Raw genomic sequence first — 17,204 nt, forward strand, 5'->3', positions numbered from 1 at the left:
GACTTCTATGTCTGTCTCTGACCTCACCGTCGGCCTGATCGGTGCGGGCAACATCGCGCACGTTCACGTCGCGGCCTGGAAGGCGCTCGGCGCCCGGGTGCTGGTGCACTCGGCCGCGGGCGCCGAGGACCTCGCGGCGCAGTACGAACTGGAGGTCGCCGCGACGCTGGACGGTCTCCTCGAGGCGGTGGACTTCGTCGACATCGTCACGCCGTCGGCGACGCACAAGGAGATCGCGCTCGCCGCCATCAAGGCCGGCCGGGACGTGATCTGCGAGAAGCCGCTGACGCTGACCGCGAGCGACTCGCACGAACTGTCCGAGGCGGCGGCAGCGGCCGGAGTACGGATCTATCCGGCGCATGTGGTGCGGTACTTCCCGGCGTACGTCGCGGCGCACGCCGCGGTGGCCGACGGCCGGATCGGCAAGGTCGCCGTCGCCCGGTTCTTCCGGCAGGCGTCGTCGCCCGCCGGGGCGGGCTGGTACCGCGATGTCGCGCGCTCGGGCGGCGTCATCATGGACCTGATGGTGCACGACCTCGACCAGGCCCGGTGGATCTGCGGCGAGGTGATCAGCGTGTACGCCGTACAGAGTCCGCCGACGGTGGACGGGATCTCCCCGGTCAACGTGGCGGCGCACGTCACGCTGACGCACGAGGGTGGCGCGATCAGTCATCTCCGGGCGACCTGGGGAGCGTCCGGGACTCCTTTCAAGAGCGGGTTCTCGATCGCGGGGTCCGACGGAGTTCTCGAGTACACCTCTGACAGCGACACCGGGTATGCCGAGGAACTGCAGTCCGGGGCGACCGGCGCGGATCTGTTGATTCCGTCCTCGACGCTGGACGAAAGCCCTTACCTGACTCAGCTTCGCGAGCTGGCCGGTGCCTTGAAGGGTGACCTCGAGCCGCGGGTGGTCGCAGCGGATGGAACAGCGGCGGTCTACCTGGCCGAGGCCGCGCGCGAGTCGATGACGACCGGCCGCACGATCGACATGACCACTTTCGACCCCGCCGGAGATGCCCTGTGAAGGTTGCGATCGCTTCATTCGCACATACCCACGCTTCGTCGTATGCGCAACTGCTCGGCGCGATGCCGGACGTGGAGGTGCTGTCGTCCGACCCCGATGGAGCCGCTGCGCCCGACGCCGGTCCGCGCGGTTCCGCGTTCGCCGCAGCAGTTGGGGTGCCTTATGTCGACTCCTATGACGAACTGTTCGCCTGGGGCCCGGATGCCGTCGTAGTGACGAGCGAGAACGCGTTGCACCGCGGTCTGGTCGAACGCGCCGCTGCGGTCGGGGCACACGTGCTCTGTGAGAAGCCGCTCGCCACGGAGATCGCCGACGGAGAAGCCATGCTCGCTGCCTGCGAGGCGGCCGGGGTGATCCTGATGACGGCGTACCCGGTCCGGTTCGCGCCGTCGTACGGGCGGTTGCGGGCGTCGGTCGAAGCCGGGCGGCTCGGGGACGTGTTCGCGGTGATCGGAACGAACAACGGAAAGATCCCGTACGCCCAGCGGCAGTGGTTCACCGATGCGGAACTGGCCGGCGGGGGAGCGCTGGTCGACCACACCGTGCATTGCGCGGACCTGATCGACGGACTGAACGGTGGCGTGGAGGCGGCCCGCGTGCACGCCGTCGCCAACCACGTGCTGCACCAGGACAAGGGCGTCTCGGTCGAGACCGGCGGACTCGTCACGATCACCTACGAGAACGGGCTGCTGGCAACGATCGACTGCTCGTGGAGCGTGCCGGACAACGGGCCGACCTGGGGCGGCGTGACGCTGCAGGTCACCGGCACGAACGGGTCGGTGGAGATCGCACCGTTCCAGCCGCACGTCGGCGGCACCGACGCGTCGGGTGAGGTCTTCCTGGCGATCGGCGGGAACCTCGACGCGACGATGCTCGGCGAGTTCCTCACCGCCGTCCGCGTCTCCGGCCTGGCCACGCCCGGTCGGCCCCCCGCCTCGATCCCGCAACCCGACGGGGCGGTCGGCCTCCGGACCCTGAAGATCGTCGACGCCGCCCGTCGCTCGGTCGCCTCCGGCCAGCCCGTCGACCTCTGACCGCCCGCCTGGGGTGATCCAACCCACCCCAGGCGGCACCCACCTCCCCGTAGTACGACTCGAACTGGTCCGGTACCGTGCCGGGGATGTGACCGGTGGGTAGTACTAGGACTGAGGAGCGGAAGATGGGCGAGTTCGTCAACCTGACGGTGGAAGACGGCGTCGGTACGATTCGGTTGGACCGGCCCAAGATGAACGCGCTCAACGTCCAGGTCCAGGACGAGATCCGCGCCGCCGCCGAGCAGGCCACGGCCGACGACGCAGTACGGGCTGTGGTGCTGTACGGCGGCGAGCGGGTGTTCGCCGCGGGGGCCGACATCAAGGAGATGGCCGACATGTCGTACGCCGACATGGTCCGCCGCTCCGGCCCGCTGCAGGCCTCGCTGTCCGCGGTCGCCGCGATCCCGAAGCCGACGGTCGCCGCGATCACCGGCTACGCGCTCGGCGGCGGCTGCGAGCTCGCCCTGTGCGCCGACTACCGGATCGCCGCCGACGACGCGAAGCTCGGCCAGCCCGAGATCCTGCTCGGCATCATCCCGGGCGCCGGCGGCACCCAGCGGCTGTCCCGCCTGATCGGCGCGTCGAAGGCCAAGGACCTGATCTACACCGGCCGGTTCGTGGATGCCGCCGAGTCGCAGCAACTCGGATTGGTCGACAAGGTCGTACCCGCCGCCGAGGTGTACTCCGCGGCCGTCGCCTGGGCGTCCCAGTTCTCCCGCGGTGCCGCGCTGGCGCTGCGGGCCGCCAAGGAGGCGATCGACGCGGGCCTCGGCGTCGACCTGAACACCGGGCTGGAGATCGAGCGGCAGCAGTTCGCGGGCCTCTTCGCCACCGAGGACCGCTCCATCGGGATGAAGTCCTTCGTCGAGAACGGCCCCGGCAAGGCCGAGTTCAAGGGAATCTGAGCATGACCACTGCTGGACCCAAGCCCGCCGCCACCGCCGAAGAGGTGGAGGCCGCGTGGAACGACAACAAGCTCGCCCAGGTGCTCTACCACGACTGGGAAGCGTCGACCTATGACGAGAAGTGGTCGATCTCGTACGACGAACGCTGCGTCGAGTACGCCCGGGACCGGTTCAAGGCGGTGGCGGGCACCGACGGCTGGCCCTACGCCAAGTCCCTCGAAATCGGCGCCGGCACCGGCTTCTTCACGCTGAACCTCAAGCTGGCGGGCGTGCTCGCCGAGGCCCACGTGACCGACCTGTCGCCCGGCATGGTCGAGGCGGCCAAGCGCAACGCCGACACCCTCGGCTTCGCGATCGAGGGCAAGGTCGCGGACGCGGAGAAGCTGCCGTACGACGACGACTCCTTCGACCTGGTCATCGGCCACGCGGTGATCCACCACATCCCGGACGTCGAACTGGCCTTCCGTGAGATGCTGCGCGTGCTCAAGCCCGGCGGCCGCTTCGTGATCTGCGGCGAGCCCACCCGGTACGGCGATTTCGTGGCGCGGCGGCTCTCGCGGCTCACCTGGTGGGCGACCACGAACGTGACGAAGCTGCCGGCGTTGTCGCACTGGCGGCGTCCGCAGTCGGAGCTGGACGAGTCGTCCCGGGCCGCGGCGCTGGAGGCCGTGGTCGACCTGCACACGTTCGACCCGGACACGCTCGCGCGGATGGCCGAGCGGGCCGGTGCGAGCGACGTACGGACGGTGACGGAGGAGTTGCTGGCGGCGTGGGTCGGGTGGCCGATCCGGACGTTCGAGGCGGCGGTGCCGGAGGAGAAGCTCGGGTTCGGCTGGCGGATGTTCGCCTACAAGTCGTGGCTGCAGTTGTCGAAGGTCGACAAGGTTCTGTCCCAGGTCGTGCCCGACGAGCTCTACTACAACGTGTCGATCACCGGGGTGGCCAAGTAGGTCGTGTACATACTGGTTGGATGCGGTTGCTGACGGCGGCGAATCTGCGCTGGGTGGTGCGCCACCGGGCGTGGACGCCGTACTACCTGAAGCGGTACTGGCGGTTCGCCTGGTTCAAGCTGCGGCATCCGCACGTGATCACCGAGGGATTCGTCTTCCTCGGCAAGAAACTGGAGATCGTGGCACGGCCCGGGCACGGCCGGCTGATCCTGGGCAAATGGGTACATCTGGGCGACGAGACCCGGCTGCGCGCGCACGAGGGCACGCTGCGGATCGGCGACAAGGTGGTGTTCGCCCGCGACGTCACGGTGAACTGCTACCTGGACATCGAGATCGGCGCCTCGACGTTGATCGCGGACTGGACCTACATCTGCGACTTCGACCACAAGACCGAGGACCTCGGCCTGCCGATCAAGGACCAGGGTCTGGTGAAGTCCCCGGTCCGGATCGGCCCGGACTGCTGGCTGGCGACGAAGGTGACGGTCACCCGCGGCGCCGACATCGGCCGCGGCGTGGTCATCGGCGCCAACAGCGTTGCCCGAGGCAACATCCCCGAGTACTCCGTAGCGGTCGGCATCCCCGCCGTAGTGGTCCGCGACCGGGTAGCCCGCTACGAAGCCGAATCCGACCGCCGCGCCTACCTGGCCGAACTCGCCCGCACCAACGACCAGACCACCGCCCGCCTCCACGCCGGCCAAGCGCCTGAGGCTGAACCGCCTGGCGCCGCACCACCAACTCCGCCGGAGGCGACTGCGTCCGGCGCCGCACCACCAACTCCGCCGGAGGCGCCTGCGCCCGGCGCCGCACCGACCTCTCCCACCCCACCACCGCCTTCAGTTGCTGACCCCACCGCCCCCGGCGCGTCAGCGCCACCCGCGGCGGGTAACGACAGATCTACTGCTGGTGATAAAGCAGATGTGACTATGGGGTTCTCAAGTTACTCACCAGTCGGGCACTATGTCCCCGAAGTGGTCGAAGAGGAGACGCAGCGTGGCTGATCAGACCGGCGCGGCCCGGCCGGCGGCGGATTCGTCCGCGCCGGCGGACGCCGTACGGTCCGCCACGCCCGCGGAGCCCGACATCCGGTCGATCCTGGACCAGGCCGCGACCGACGGCTCGATCACGCACGCGCCGCACCGGACGGTCGATCCGGTGCCGGTCGTGCTTGCTGACACACCAGGTGCCACTGGTGACGCCGCGCCGGATGTGACGGACGGTGCGGAGATCGCTACGTTGGAGGTAGTGGACGGCGCGCCGTCGGCATCGATCTGGAGGGTACGGCGCAGACTGTCGCCGCGACCGGTCCCGGTCAACCGACGCAGGAGACCGCCGGTGCCGGCACCGGCGACGGACGAGGAACCGACCCCGGCTGAGGAGATGGACGACGTGGGTACCTACGACGACAAGGCGGCCGAGTCCGCCGCGGCCGAGAAGGCGGTGACACCGTCGGACGCGAAGGCTGAGGAGACTCCCGCGACCGACTCGGGTGCCGCTGGTCGTGGTGCGACCGCGACCGTGACGAAATCCGCGAGGCCGAAGACCGCGGCGGAGATCGTCGCCGAGCAGCGGGCCCGGGAGAAGGCCGCGGCCGAGGCGCCGAAGGACGACACCACGGCGACCAAGCCGGTCCACCGGCAGCCGTCGGTGGCCGGTACAGGTGCCACCGGTACTGGTGCCACTGGCAACAAACCTGCGGTGACCGCGAAGCCCGTCGCCACGAAGACCGTGGTGAAGAAGGAAGCCTCGTCCACCAAGGGCAAGGCCGCGTTGTCGGCGGTCGGCTCGGGCGTCAACCGGTTCCGGAACCTGCTGGCCTCGCTGATCTGGCTGATCGCCGTCGTGGCCGCCGCGGTGCTCGCGCTCGGCGCGCTGTTCACCGCGCTCGACCAGGCGAACCAGAGCAACGAGATCGTCCGCTGGGTGCTGGCTCGTGGGCACGACCTGGTCGGCCCGTTCAAGGACCTGTTCCGGCTGGAGACCGCGAAGAACACCCTGCTGGTCAACTGGGGGATCGCGGCCCTGGTCTACCTGATCGCCGGCAAGATCGCGGAACGCTTCATACGCCCCTGACCGCCGGGGTTCTGCGTACTGGGTGGTCCGCGTACTAGCTGGTCCGCGGCCGGGCGACGACGATCAGGTCGAGGCTGTCGTCGAGATCGCCCGGCCTGATCTCGAAGTCCTGGTGGTCGGTGCGGGTGACGATATCGACGATGTCCTGCGGCCACTTGGCGTGATCTGCGGCTAGTTGCGCGCCCACGCAGGAACCGTGCTGGGTCTCCCAGGCGCGCAAGCTTTCGCCGTGCCAGAGTCCGTACGTCCCAATCACGTCGAGCTCGGGTTCGACCAGTCCGATGAACTCCGCCTCGGTGAGTTCTCTGGTGTGGTACCAGTTGCCGCTCGGGAACGTGAGCCGGTTGGGCGTGGAGAGCACCAGCACGCCGCCCGGCGCGAGGACGCGAGCGCACTCGGCGATGAAGCGGGGCTGCTCCCACAGGTGCTCGATCGTCTGCAGTGACACGGCCAGGTCGAACGAGTCGTCGGCGAACCCGGTCTGGACGAGATTGCCCTGGATCAGATTGATCTGTGGATAAGCCTTCGCCAGGTGCCGAAGCGTCGTACCTTCATAGTCGAGCCCGACAACCCGGGTCGCACCCGCTCGGTGGAGCAGGTCGGCGCCGTAGCCCTCGCCGCAGCCGGCGTCGAGGACTCTGCCGGGCTCTGCGGTGAGCCAGTTCGCCGTGATCCAGCGATAGGCGGCCTCGTGGCGCGCGAACCAGTAGTTCTCGTGCCAGATCCCGGGCGCTGTTCTCTCGCCGGTGAGCGGTAACGTCTCGGTCACCTGGTCAGACTAGTGCCCGGTGATCGCACGCCGTTGTGGCCGCCGGACTGTGATGGGACTCGCACGCGTCATATGTTTCTCGCGAGTAACATCCGTGGCAGGCTGGGGAGAGACCGTTAACCAGAAGGGGTCCCACACGCTATGAAGATCGTCGTCTGCGCGAAGTTCGTGCCGGATGCCACCGCGGACCGCCGCTTCCGCTCCGAGGACAACACGGTGGATCGCGCCGGGGTCGACGGGCTGCTGTCCGAACTGGACGAGTATGCCGTCGAGACCGCCCTCACCGTGAAGGAGGCCGGGGATGCCGAGGTGACCATCCTCACGGTCGGCCCGGAGCAGGCCGCCGACGCCATCAAGAAGGGCCTGCAGATGGGCGCCGACGCTGGCGTCCACGTCAACGACGAAGGCATCCACGGTTCCGATGCCCTGGCGACCTCGCTGATCCTGGCCAAGGCGCTGGGCAAGCTGGAGGCCGACCTGGTCGTGTTCGGGATGTCGTCGACCGACGGCAGCATGGGGGTCGTGCCGGCGATGGTGTCGGAGCGGCTCGGGCTGCCGGGGGTCACGCTGGGTTCGTCGGTGACCGTCGACGGCGACACGGTGACGATCCGCCGGGACGGTGACACCGCCAGCGACACGATCGAGGGCACGCTGCCGCTGGTGCTGAGCGTCTCCGACCAGTCCGGTGAGCCGCGGTACCCGTCGTTCAAGGGCATCATGGCGGCGAAGAAGAAGCCGGTCGAGACCTGGTCGCTGGCCGACCTGGAGATCTCGCCCGACCAGGTCGGCGCGGCCGCCGCCTGGACCGAGGTCGTCGAGGTGACCGCCCGGCCGCCGCGTTCGGCCGGCACGATCGTCACCGACGAGGACGGTAGCGGCGCTACCCAACTCGTCGAGTTCCTGTCCACCAACAAGTTCCTCTGAGGGGCGATCCAGAACATGGCGAACGTTCTCGTTCTCGTTGACCACACCGGTGGCAAGGTCCGTAAGACGACCGCGGAACTCCTGACCATCGCCCGCCGCCTCGGCGAGCCCGTCGCCGTCTACATCGGCGACGGTGTGCAGGACGCGCTGCCCGCGCTGGGGCAGTACGGCGCCACCAAGGTGATCGCGCTGACCGACCCCGAGCTGTCGCAGTACCTGGTGGCGCCCAAGGCCGAGGCGCTGCAGCAGGTCGCGGCGAAGGTCGAGCCGTCGGCGATCCTGATCTCCTCGAGCGCCGAGGGCAAGGAGATCGCGGCCCGGCTGGCCGTCAAGCTCGAGTCCGGCCTGATCACCGATGCCGTCGACGTCCAGGAGGGCCCGGTCACCACCCAGTCGGTGTTCGCCGGCAACTACACGGTCAAGGCGAAGATCACCCACGGCACGCCGGTCATCACGGTCAAGCCGAACGCGGCCACCCCGGAGGCGGCCGAGACCTCGCCGGAGGTGGAGGAGTTCGACGTCTCGATCTCCGACGCCGCGAAGACCGCGCGCATCACCGACTCCAAGCCGCGGGAGGCCACCGGCCGTCCCGAGCTGACCGAGGCCGCGATCATCGTGTCCGGCGGCCGCGGTACCGGTGGTGACTTCGGTCCGGTCGAGGCCTTCGCCGACTCACTCGGTGCGGCCGTCGGCGCCTCCCGCGCCGCCGTCGACTCCGGCTGGTATCCGCACGCCTACCAGGTCGGCCAGACCGGCAAGACCGTCTCGCCCCAGCTGTACGTCGCCGCCGGTATCTCCGGCGCGATCCAGCACCGGGCCGGCATGCAGACCTCGAAGACCATCGTCGCCATCAACAAGGACGAGGAAGCCCCCATCTTCGAACTGGTCGACTTCGGTGTGGTGGGCGACCTCCACAAGGTGCTCCCCGCCGCCACCGAAGACGTCACCAAGCGCAAGTCCTGACCGAACCCGCCACCCCGGCCCGGCTCGCCTCCCCCCGCGAGCCGGGCCGCCCGGTGTTCGGCGGGTTCGCCAGCCCGGCTCGCCACCCCCCCGAGTCGGGCCGCCTGGTGTTCGGCGGGTTCGCCGGGCCGGCTCGCCTCCCCCCGCGAGTCGGGCCGCCGGGTTCGCCGGGTCGGCGGGCAGCCCGAGGCAGGAGTCGCCGTCGAGGCTCGGAATGGTCGTCGACCTGCCGATCTACAACTGGCTGGTCTTCGAGGTGCGACTTAGCCCGCCATCACGCCGGCGGAACGGCTAAGGCGTGTGGCGCGGGGGAGGTGGGGCTACTACTCGGAGTTGGAGCATGGCGGCGAAGCGGGCTTCGGGGTCGTCCAGGTCCAGGCCGCCGACCTCGGCCAGGCGGCGGAGTCGGTAGCGAAAGGTGTTGGGGTGGACGTAGACGGCTGCTGCGGCGGCGATCACGTCGCCGAAGGCGTCCAGCCAGGCTCGGAGGGTCTCGACGAGGCTGGTGTTGTGCTGCTGGTCGTAGGCGAACAGGCGGCCGATCGGGCCCGTCGGCTGATCACCCCGGGCCTCGACCAGATCCCGGAGTTCCAGTAGCAAGGTTTCCACGTGGACATCGGCCAGCCGGGCGACTCGTTGCGAGCCGCGGCCGGTTCGCAGTACACGGAGGGCTCGGTCGGCGCCGGCGCGGGCGTGCGGGAGCCGCGCGGCCTCCCGTACTACGGGTCCGACGCCGATCGTGGCGGTGACTCGGTCGCCGATCCGGTCGAGGAAATCCCTGCCGATCCGTACCGCGCGTTCCTCGCCGTCCGCGCGATCGGGACGCACCGGAACCAGCCCGTACGCGACATCTCCGACCAGCGCGGCGGCTGATCTCGGATGCACGGCGCCGAGGTGCATCGCGAAGGCGTCGGCCAGTCGCTGGCGTTCGGTGGCCAGGCCCGCCTCGCTGAGCAGGGATTCGTCCGCGGCGGAGACCGGGACCGCCAGCGCCATCACGACGACGGGCTGGCCGCCGAGTCCGAGACGGTCCAGGGCTTCCCGGGCGCCCGCGCCGCCTTCGAGCGCGGTACTGACGAGGTCGGCGCGGAGACGGCGTTCGACGTCGGCGCCGGCGCGGATCCGCAGCATGTGGAGGGCGACGAGTTTCGCTGCGTCGCGCAAAGCCTGGGAGCGTTCTTCGGTCAGCGGGTCGTGCACGGCGGCCCAGATGGAACCGAGAATCTCGTCCCCGGCCCGGACGGCGACGGCCACGCGGGGAATGGTGAAGTCGGCCTCGGTGGTGGGCAGCGGCGGCACGTAGACGACCTGATCGGTGCGGTAGAGCTCGCGGAAGACGCCGTGCTCGTTGAGGAGACGCGAATAGCGTTGCGGGACCTGGCGGCCGAGGATCGTCTCGACCCGGGCGGTGTCGGCCTCGTCCTGCCGGCCGGAGAACGCCAGCACGCGGGAACTGCGGTCCTCGATGGTGACGGGTGCGTCGAGCAGAGCGGCGGCCGCGTTGGCGAGGGCGAAGAGGTCCCCCGAGGGCATCCCGCCGAGGGTCTCCGGCTCGGCCACGCCGACGTCGCCCTCGGCCAGCAACGACCGAAGCAGTACTGCGAGCTGGTCCCACGAGGCGCCGCGGGTCAGGGCGAGCAGGGCGACGCCGGACTCGGCGACCGCGCTGGTGATCATGTCGTGCGCCGGAATCGGAGCGCGCACGACGAGCCCGGCTGCTTGCTGGCGGCCGAGGTCACGCAGTACGCAGGCGATGACGGATGGTTCCTGGAGCCCGACGCCGAGCACCAACGCATGCCGGGGGAGCAGCGGTTCGTCGTGCGGATCGTGCGTGACGATGCCGCCGATCTCCATCGGGCGGTCGGGGTCACCGTGCACGAGTTCGAGCAGGGTGGCGCCGAGGTCGTCGAGCACGCGACCGAGGCTGGCGCGAGGTCGGTTGGTCACGGAAAGCAGCACCTTTCCGAAGCTAGGAGCCGGATGACCAGCCTAGTTCGTCCAGCCGGACAGAATCAGTAGTCCAGTTGGTCCATTCCGACAAGTGCCTCTCTAGAGAGCCAGCCATTCCGTGCCGGTAGTGACGGCGTCGAGTTCGTCCGGCAGCGGGTCGACACCGATGCCAGGAGCGGAAGGCACGGCGAGATGCCCGACGTCCAGGGTGAAGGGAGCAGTGATGTCGGTCTGGTAGTAGCGGCTGGACGCGGACGTGTCGCCGGGAAGCGTGAAGCCAGGAAGAGCCGCCAGAGCGACGTTGGCGGCCCGGCCCAGACCGGTTTCCAGCATGCCGCCGCACCAGACCGGGATGCCGTGGGCAACGCACACGTCATGGATCCGGCGAGCTTCCAGGTAGCCGCCTACTCGCCCGGGTTTGACGTTCACGATGGAGCAGGCGCCCAAGCTGATGGCCGCGGCGGCGGAGCGGGCCGACGTGATCGATTCGTCCAGACAGACCGGAGTTTTGATCAGCCGAGCCAGTTCCGCGTGCCCGAGCACGTCTTCCTCGTCCAGGGGTTGTTCGATCAGGAGAAGGTCGAACGGATCCAGCCGAGCCAGATGCCGGGCGTCCGCGACGGTGTAGGCGGTGTTGGCGTCGACCTGCAGCAGTACGTCGCCGAAGCGTTCGCGGACGGCGGCGACCGGTTCCACGTCCCAGCCGGGCTGGATCTTCAGCTTGATCCGCAGGTAGCCCTCGTCGAGGTAGCCGCCGACGGCGTCGAGCAATTCGCCGATCGAGTCCATGATGCCGACCGAGACACCACACGGCACCCGGTCGTGCACAGCCCCGAGCTCACGCGCCAGCGGCCGGCCTTCCGCCCGCAGTTCCGCATCCAGTACCGCGGTCTCCAGCGCCGCCTTCGCCATCCGGTGGCCGTGGAACTTCGCCAGCGCCGGCGCCACCGCCGCGGCGTCCAGCCGCTCGACGGCCGCCAACGCCGGCACGAAGAAGCGCCGCAGTACGTCGGCCGCCGCGTCGACGTACTCCGACGAGTACAGCGGCGCCGCCATCGCGACGCACTCGCCCCAGCCCTCCGCCTCGGTGCTGACGGCCCGGACCAGCAGCGCCTCCCGCGTCGTCTCGGTCCCGAACGAGGTCCGGAACGGCGACACCAAAGGCAGCGAGATCCGCCGCAGTTCGACTCCGGTCAGCTTCATCAGGCCAATCCCTTCCCAGCCACATCGAGCACGTACCAGCCATTACGGTCGAAACCCGTCACCCGCGCACCATCCGCGAGCAGCCCGCCGAGCACGTCCCGCAGCGCGGCCCGCCAGGCCTTGGCTCCGGCGGGATCGGTCCGCCGCAACCCCTCCACATCAGCCGGTACTGCGACCAGCACCGTCCGCCCGCTCGCATCCCCGATCAAAGGCAGGCCGTCATCCCCAGCATTCAAAGCGACGGTCGCTCCGTCCAGCAGCCCCGCATCAACCCCACTCGGCTGACGAGCGGCGGCGGCAGCCACGGCCGGGTCGTCCAACTGCCATCGCACCAGCAGCCGATCCGTGTCGTCGCCGGCGTTGATCCCGTCCCGCATGTCGCCGTAGAAGTTCGTCAGGTACTCCGTCGGCCGGGCCGCGAGCTTCACGACGTTGAAGTAGGCGTTTCGCCGGATCAGCGGATCGAAGGTCCACGAGATCGCGGCCACCCCGCGCTGCAACGCCCAGGCCCGCTGATGCAGCTTCAGCGCGAACCCGACGTTCCGGCCGCGCGCCGCCCCCGAGACACCGGCGACGTGACTGTGCATCGCCACCTCGGCAGGCGCGGCGAAGAACCCGACACAGGCCCCGATCAGCTCGTCCCCGTCGTACGCGCCGGACACGTAGTTGCCGGCTTTCGTCAACGCCCGCAGGAGTTCCGTCGTCACCGGCGGGTTCTTCGGGTCGGGCCGCCAGATCGAGTCGTAGAGCCGATACACGCCGTCCAACTCGCTCAGCTCGGTCAACTCCCGAACCCGTACTCCGGCCGCCGCGGCCGCCCCATCAGCCAACTCTGCGGCCACCGCGGTAGAGCTGAAGTCGACCGTGAGGTGCTCCGGCGCGCTCATGATCTGTCCATCAAAGCAGCACCGGCAGGCACGGACGCGGCCAAGAGATCAATCATCAGCGCTGCCAGCAGAGCAGTGCGCGGCGCCAGTTCAGCCACGAGAACGTGCTCGTGGTCGGCATGCGCACCACCACCGACTGCGCCCAGGCCATCCAGCGTCGGCGTACCGATCCCCGCCGTGAAGTTGCCGTCGGAGGCGCCACCCACGGAGGTTCCGCTGAGCGGCGAGATCCCGAGCTCAGCAGCAATTTCACCAGCCCGTAGGTACAGATCCTCGGAAGCCTTCCGTTCCAGCGGAGGCCGATTCGGTCCACCGAGCACCTCCAGAGACGCGCCGTCGAGAACAGGCGTCAACGCCTGCATCGCGGCGTCCACGCGATCCTGCTCGACAAGATCGCGAACCCGGGCATCGACGAAGAAGCTCCCCGCCGCAGGCACGGTGTTCCGCGTCGTACCGGAGTTCAGCAGGGTAGGCGTGACGCTGGTGCCGAGGTCCGCGTCACCCAGCCGGCTGATCGCGAGGATCTGGTGGGCCGCCTCGATGCTTGCGTTCACCCCGCGCTCGGGTTCCAGCCCGGCATGCGCGGCTCGCCCGTGGATCCGGACCTCGTAGTTGGACACGCCCTTCCGCTCCAGCTTCAACGCACCGCCGTCGGCCGATGCCTCCAGCACCAAGGCGGCCGCGCAACCACGGGCCTCGGCCTCGATGAGTTCGCGCGACGACGGCGATCCCAACTCCTCGTCACCCGTGACCAGCAAGGTGACGCCCGCAGTCGAAGGCAACGCGGCGACAGCGTGGAAGGCCATCACCAGACCGGCCTTCATGTCGAAGCACCCAGGCCCACGCAGTACGCCGTCGACCGCACTGAACGGATGCGTCGCCAGCGAGCCGATCGGCCAGACTGTGTCGTGGTGCCCGAGCACCAGCACCCGCGTCGGCCCGTCGCCGAGCCGCCAGCGCAGGTGGGTCCGCCCATCGATGACCACGTACTCCGGCGCGACGCCGAGCAGTTCCGTCCCGACGCGAGCGACGACCTCGGCGCTGCGAGCCACGGCGGCGAGACTCGCCGAGGGGGACTCGCAGGTCACCAACGTCTCCAGGTCCGCGAGCATCGCGGGCAGCGCCGCCCGCATTCGCTCGACCAGTTCAGGGTCGCTCATCAGCCCACCTTCGGCGTTGCCCGGACCCCGAAATGCAGGTACTTCTCACCGGTCGGCAACGAGTAGAACGTCATCGGCGTCCAGGTCAGCGATCCCGGCTGCCGTACGACGAACAGGTCGCCGCTGTCGTCCGCCGGCAGCATGTCGAACTCCTGCGTCGGCTCCGGTATCAACTCGGCCAACGGCCCGGTCAACGTCGCCCGCAGTACTGCGTGGCCGTCGCGGACCAGGATCTCCTGGAGGCTGCTGGCTCGCTCGTACCGGCCGACGTGCCGCTGCAGGTCCACCTCGGGCGGCTCGGACGCGGGAGCCAGCGGGAGAGGCATGTCGAGCCCGGCCAGCTCACCGAAGATCTCCCGGTACAGGTCCTCGTACAGGTCGTGGGTGTTGCCGCCGTTGGTCAGCAGGGTGACTGCCAGCCCTTGCTCGGGGAGTACGCGCAGGAAGGCGGCCTGGCCGATCGTGTTGCCGTCGTGGCCGATCAGGCGATGCTCACCCCAGCCGAAGCGGATCCAGCCCAGACCCCACGAGTCACCGAGCGAGTGCTTGTCCGGCAGGTCCGCGTGCTTGTCGGCCATCGCGGCGACCGTTGCCTCGCTGAGCAAGCGGGTGCCGTCCGGCGCAACACCACCAGTCAGGTGAAGGCGGGCGAAGCCCAGTGCATCGGCGACGGTCGACGTGATCAGCCCGGCCGGACCCAGCGACCGGGGGAGACCCCAGACGGGAGCACGGGCCGGCTCGTCCTCGCCCTCGGCGATGTGGCCCACTGCGGCACGATGCAGGAGTGCCTCCTCCGGCAGCGTGACCGTGTGCTCCAGCCCGAGCGGTCCGATCATCCGCTCGCGCAGTGCCTGGTCCCAGGTCTTGCCGGTGAGCTTCTCGATCACCCGGCCGGCCAGGGAGAAGCCGGAGTTGCAGTAGGACCAGGTGGCGCCGAGCGGGTGGTTCTGTCCGACCTCGGCGAGCAGGTCGACGTACTTCTCCAAGCAGTCGTCGCCGCGGCCGGTGTCGGTGAAGACGTCGCCGTCGATCCCGCTGGTGTGGGTGAGTAGTTGGCGCATCGTCACCTGCTTGGCGACGTCGGGATCCTTCAGTTGCAGTTCGGGCAGCACCTGGCTGATCGGCGCGTCCAGGTCGAGCAGGCCCTCGTCGACCAGTTGGAGGGCGAGCGTCGCAGTCCAGACCTTCGACATGGAGCCGATCTGGAACAGGGAGTCCGTGGTCGTCGCTACACCGGTCTCCTTGTTGAGTACTCCGGTCGCCGCCTCGACCAGTTCGTCGTCGGCGCCCGACCGCAATCGCAGGATCCCCAGAGTGGCTCCCGGAACCCGGTGCTTGGCGGCGAGGGTGGTGAGCCTGCGCTGCCAGTGCGCCGCGTCGATCCGGGCACGGCGTGGTCCGGCGGCGTCACCGGCGTACTGCTCGACCCAGTCCAGGATGCGGTGGTTGAAGTCGAGTCGGTGGGACGGCCGGCCTTCGACGATGAACAAGTGACTGGCGTCCGGGTAGAGGACCAGTTGCGTCGGCACACCCTGCTCACGCAAGGCGGTGTGCCACTGCTGGGCCTGACCGATCGGGCAGCGAACGTCAGCGTCGCCGTGCACTACCAGCGTCGGTGTCTTCATCTGGTCGACCTGGCTCAGCGGTGACATCGGGGTGAAGTCGCCGGGGCCGTTGAGCTCGTACACGCTGAGGAAGTGCCCGCTGTCCGACGTGCCCGCCATGCTGATCAGGTCGCTGACGACTCCACCGGTGACGGCTGCCGCGAACCTGTCGTCCCGGCTGGTCAGGTAGCAGGTCATGAAGCCGCCGTAGCTGTACCCGGCGACGGCCAGCCGCTTCGGGTCTGCGATGCCTTCGGCAACCAGTTCGTCCAGCGGCTCGAGGAAGTCCTTCGCATCTGCCGTACCCCAGGCGCCGAGGGCCGCGTTGTAGAACTCCTCGCCGTAGCCGTCACTGCCGCGCGGGTTCAGCAGCAGCACGCTCCAGCCGCGGGACGCGAGTTCCTGGTGGTAGAGGTGGACCTCGTCGGCCACGGCGTTCCAGGCGTTGTGCGGGCCGCCGTGGATGTCCAGCAGCAACGGCTGGGGCTGGGTGGCCTCCGGGTCGCGGATGAGCCAGCCGGACACCACAGTGCCGTCGGAGATCGTGAAGTCCCGCTCCTCCCGGGCGAAGTGCTCGACGTCGGCCAGCGTCTCGCCGTACGTCGTCCGCGGGGTCGCGGTGCCGCTCTCCAGGTCGACCGTGACGATCTCGCCGTATGACGTCTGGGTGGTCAGCACGACGGCCGCGACACCGGAGGCGACAGACAAGCCCGAGACGTTCTGACCCGGCTCGCCGAGCACTCGTCGGGGCGTGCCGCCGGCCACCGGTACGGAGTACAGGTGTGAGCAGCCGCGGTCGCGGACACAGAACAGGACCGTCCGGCCGTCCTCGATCAGCACTGGCAGCGCACCCGGGTAGGCCGGTCCACCGGGCATCACGTTGCGATCGAGGGGAGCCGCCAGGTTGATGATCTCGCCGCTGCCGAGCGAGAGCCGCAGCAGCCCTGCGTGTCCGACCGGGCCGTCGGGGTTGCCGACGATGAGCAGGCTCTCGCCGTCCGAGGTCCAGAGGATCGGCCCCGCCAGGCCATCCGCGAGCCCGACCACCTCGGGCTGAGCCTTCGCGTCGGTCGCATCCAGCACGTACGCCGGTGCGGTGGGCCTCAGGTCGCCATCAGCGGAAGGGGCGGCTCCGAAGGCGACCTTGGTCCCGTCCGACGACCAGGACGGGTCACCTGCGTGCCAGTCGCCCTCAGTGGCCTGACGGCACTTCTTGGTCGCGACATCCAGCAAATGCACGTGCTTGCGGATCGTACGGAGTAGGCCTGCGCCATCGGCCTGGTAGTCCAGCCGCTCTGTGACGACAGGCGTGCTCGCCCGACGGCTGCGGGCCTCATCGTCCTCGCCTTCGGCGGCAGCGATGTCAACCGGTGCACTGAAGGCGATCCGCGTGCCGTCCGGGCTCCACTGCGGCGCTCCAGCCCCGAGCGGCAGAGTCGTGAGCTGCTCGGGCTCACCACCTGCGGCTGGCAACAACCAGAGCTGGGCTGGGCCGTCCTTGGCGCGGAGGAAGGCCAGTTGGGTTCCGTCCGGAGACCAGACCGGTGACACGTCGGCCTCGGCGCGCGTGAGCTGCTGAGGCTCTCCACCGGACGCGGACACCCGCCACAGGTTCCGTACGGAGCGGTCGGCGTCGAGGTCGCTGATCCGCAGTACGTAGGCGATCTGGCTGCCGTCCGGCGAGAGCGCGGGCTGCTCCGGTACTGCGAGCTCGGTCAGATCGTCGATGCGCAAGCGTCGGGTCACGGTGAAGTCCTCCTT

Annotated in this window: 14 protein-coding genes; 8 read left to right on the forward strand and 6 right to left on the reverse strand. The window is 69.4% G+C overall.

What is annotated here, in order from left to right; genetic code table 11:
- The first annotated feature begins 7 nt into the window (after window positions 1-7).
- From ABD255_RS14575 to ABD255_RS14600, 6 genes are all read left to right on the forward strand, one after another.
- A complete protein-coding gene (locus tag ABD255_RS14575) occupies window positions 8-1,024 on the forward strand; it encodes a Gfo/Idh/MocA family protein (RefSeq protein ID WP_344213962.1) in 1,017 nt (338 codons plus the stop codon).
- The gene (locus ABD255_RS14580) at window positions 1,021-2,058 is read left to right on the forward strand and encodes a Gfo/Idh/MocA family protein (protein WP_344213964.1); all 1,038 of its coding nucleotides are present in this window, start codon (window positions 1,021-1,023) and stop codon (window positions 2,056-2,058) included. The genes ABD255_RS14575 and ABD255_RS14580 overlap by 4 nt, the downstream gene beginning before the upstream one ends.
- Window positions 2,059-2,183: 125 nt before the next feature.
- A complete protein-coding gene (locus ABD255_RS14585) occupies window positions 2,184-2,963 on the forward strand; it encodes an enoyl-CoA hydratase/isomerase family protein (protein WP_344213966.1) in 780 nt (259 codons plus the stop codon).
- A 2-nt stretch (window positions 2,964-2,965) separates the two neighbouring features.
- Entirely contained in the window at window positions 2,966-3,913 is a 948-nt protein-coding gene (locus tag ABD255_RS14590) for a class I SAM-dependent methyltransferase (RefSeq protein ID WP_344213968.1), read from the forward strand.
- Window positions 3,914-3,933: 20 nt separating this feature from the next.
- Entirely contained in the window at window positions 3,934-4,911 is a 978-nt protein-coding gene (locus tag ABD255_RS14595) for an acyltransferase (RefSeq protein ID WP_344213970.1), read from the forward strand.
- Entirely contained in the window at window positions 4,904-5,983 is a 1,080-nt protein-coding gene (locus ABD255_RS14600; RefSeq protein WP_344213972.1) for a hypothetical protein, read from the forward strand. The genes ABD255_RS14595 and ABD255_RS14600 overlap by 8 nt, the downstream gene beginning before the upstream one ends.
- 34 nt (window positions 5,984-6,017) lie before the next feature.
- Here the strand turns inward: ABD255_RS14600 and ABD255_RS14605 are convergent, their stop codons facing one another.
- Window positions 6,018-6,752, reverse strand: a complete 735-nt coding sequence (locus ABD255_RS14605) for a class I SAM-dependent methyltransferase (RefSeq protein WP_344213974.1) — start codon at window positions 6,750-6,752, stop codon at window positions 6,018-6,020.
- Window positions 6,753-6,893: 141 nt separating this feature from the next.
- On the opposite strand from ABD255_RS14605, the gene ABD255_RS14610 reads away from it, so the two are divergent.
- Together ABD255_RS14610 and ABD255_RS14615 are read left to right on the forward strand one after the other, a co-directional pair.
- Entirely contained in the window at window positions 6,894-7,676 is a 783-nt protein-coding gene (locus tag ABD255_RS14610) for an electron transfer flavoprotein subunit beta/FixA family protein (RefSeq protein ID WP_344213976.1), read from the forward strand.
- Window positions 7,677-7,691: 15 nt separating this feature from the next.
- Complete coding sequence (locus ABD255_RS14615) at window positions 7,692-8,639, forward strand: electron transfer flavoprotein subunit alpha/FixB family protein (RefSeq protein ID WP_344213978.1); 948 nt, start codon at window positions 7,692-7,694, stop codon at window positions 8,637-8,639.
- 291 nt (window positions 8,640-8,930) lie between these two features.
- Here the strand turns inward: ABD255_RS14615 and ABD255_RS14620 are convergent, their stop codons facing one another.
- The 5 genes from ABD255_RS14620 to ABD255_RS14640 all read right to left on the reverse strand — a co-directional run bounded on the left by ABD255_RS14620 (window position 8,931) and on the right by ABD255_RS14640 (window position 17,189).
- Entirely contained in the window at window positions 8,931-10,586 is a 1,656-nt protein-coding gene (locus ABD255_RS14620; RefSeq protein ID WP_344213980.1) for a PucR family transcriptional regulator, read from the reverse strand.
- A 102-nt stretch (window positions 10,587-10,688) separates the two neighbouring features.
- Window positions 10,689-11,792, reverse strand: a complete 1,104-nt coding sequence (gene menC / locus ABD255_RS14625; RefSeq protein WP_344213982.1) for an o-succinylbenzoate synthase — start codon at window positions 11,790-11,792, stop codon at window positions 10,689-10,691.
- Complete coding sequence (locus ABD255_RS14630) at window positions 11,792-12,679, reverse strand: GNAT family N-acetyltransferase (RefSeq protein ID WP_344213984.1); 888 nt, start codon at window positions 12,677-12,679, stop codon at window positions 11,792-11,794. The genes menC and ABD255_RS14630 overlap by 1 nt, the downstream gene beginning before the upstream one ends.
- Window positions 12,676-13,839, reverse strand: a complete 1,164-nt coding sequence (locus ABD255_RS14635; protein WP_344213986.1) for a M20 family metallopeptidase — start codon at window positions 13,837-13,839, stop codon at window positions 12,676-12,678. Before ABD255_RS14635 ends, ABD255_RS14630 begins: the two co-directional genes overlap by 4 nt.
- The gene (locus ABD255_RS14640; protein WP_344213988.1) at window positions 13,839-17,189 is read right to left on the reverse strand and encodes a serine hydrolase; all 3,351 of its coding nucleotides are present in this window, start codon (window positions 17,187-17,189) and stop codon (window positions 13,839-13,841) included. Before ABD255_RS14640 ends, ABD255_RS14635 begins: the two co-directional genes overlap by 1 nt.
- Window positions 17,190-17,204 lie beyond the last annotated feature (15 nt).

It is taken from the genome of Kribbella sancticallisti, from assembly GCF_039530625.1.
GTDB lineage: Bacteria > Actinomycetota > Actinomycetes > Propionibacteriales > Kribbellaceae > Kribbella > Kribbella sancticallisti.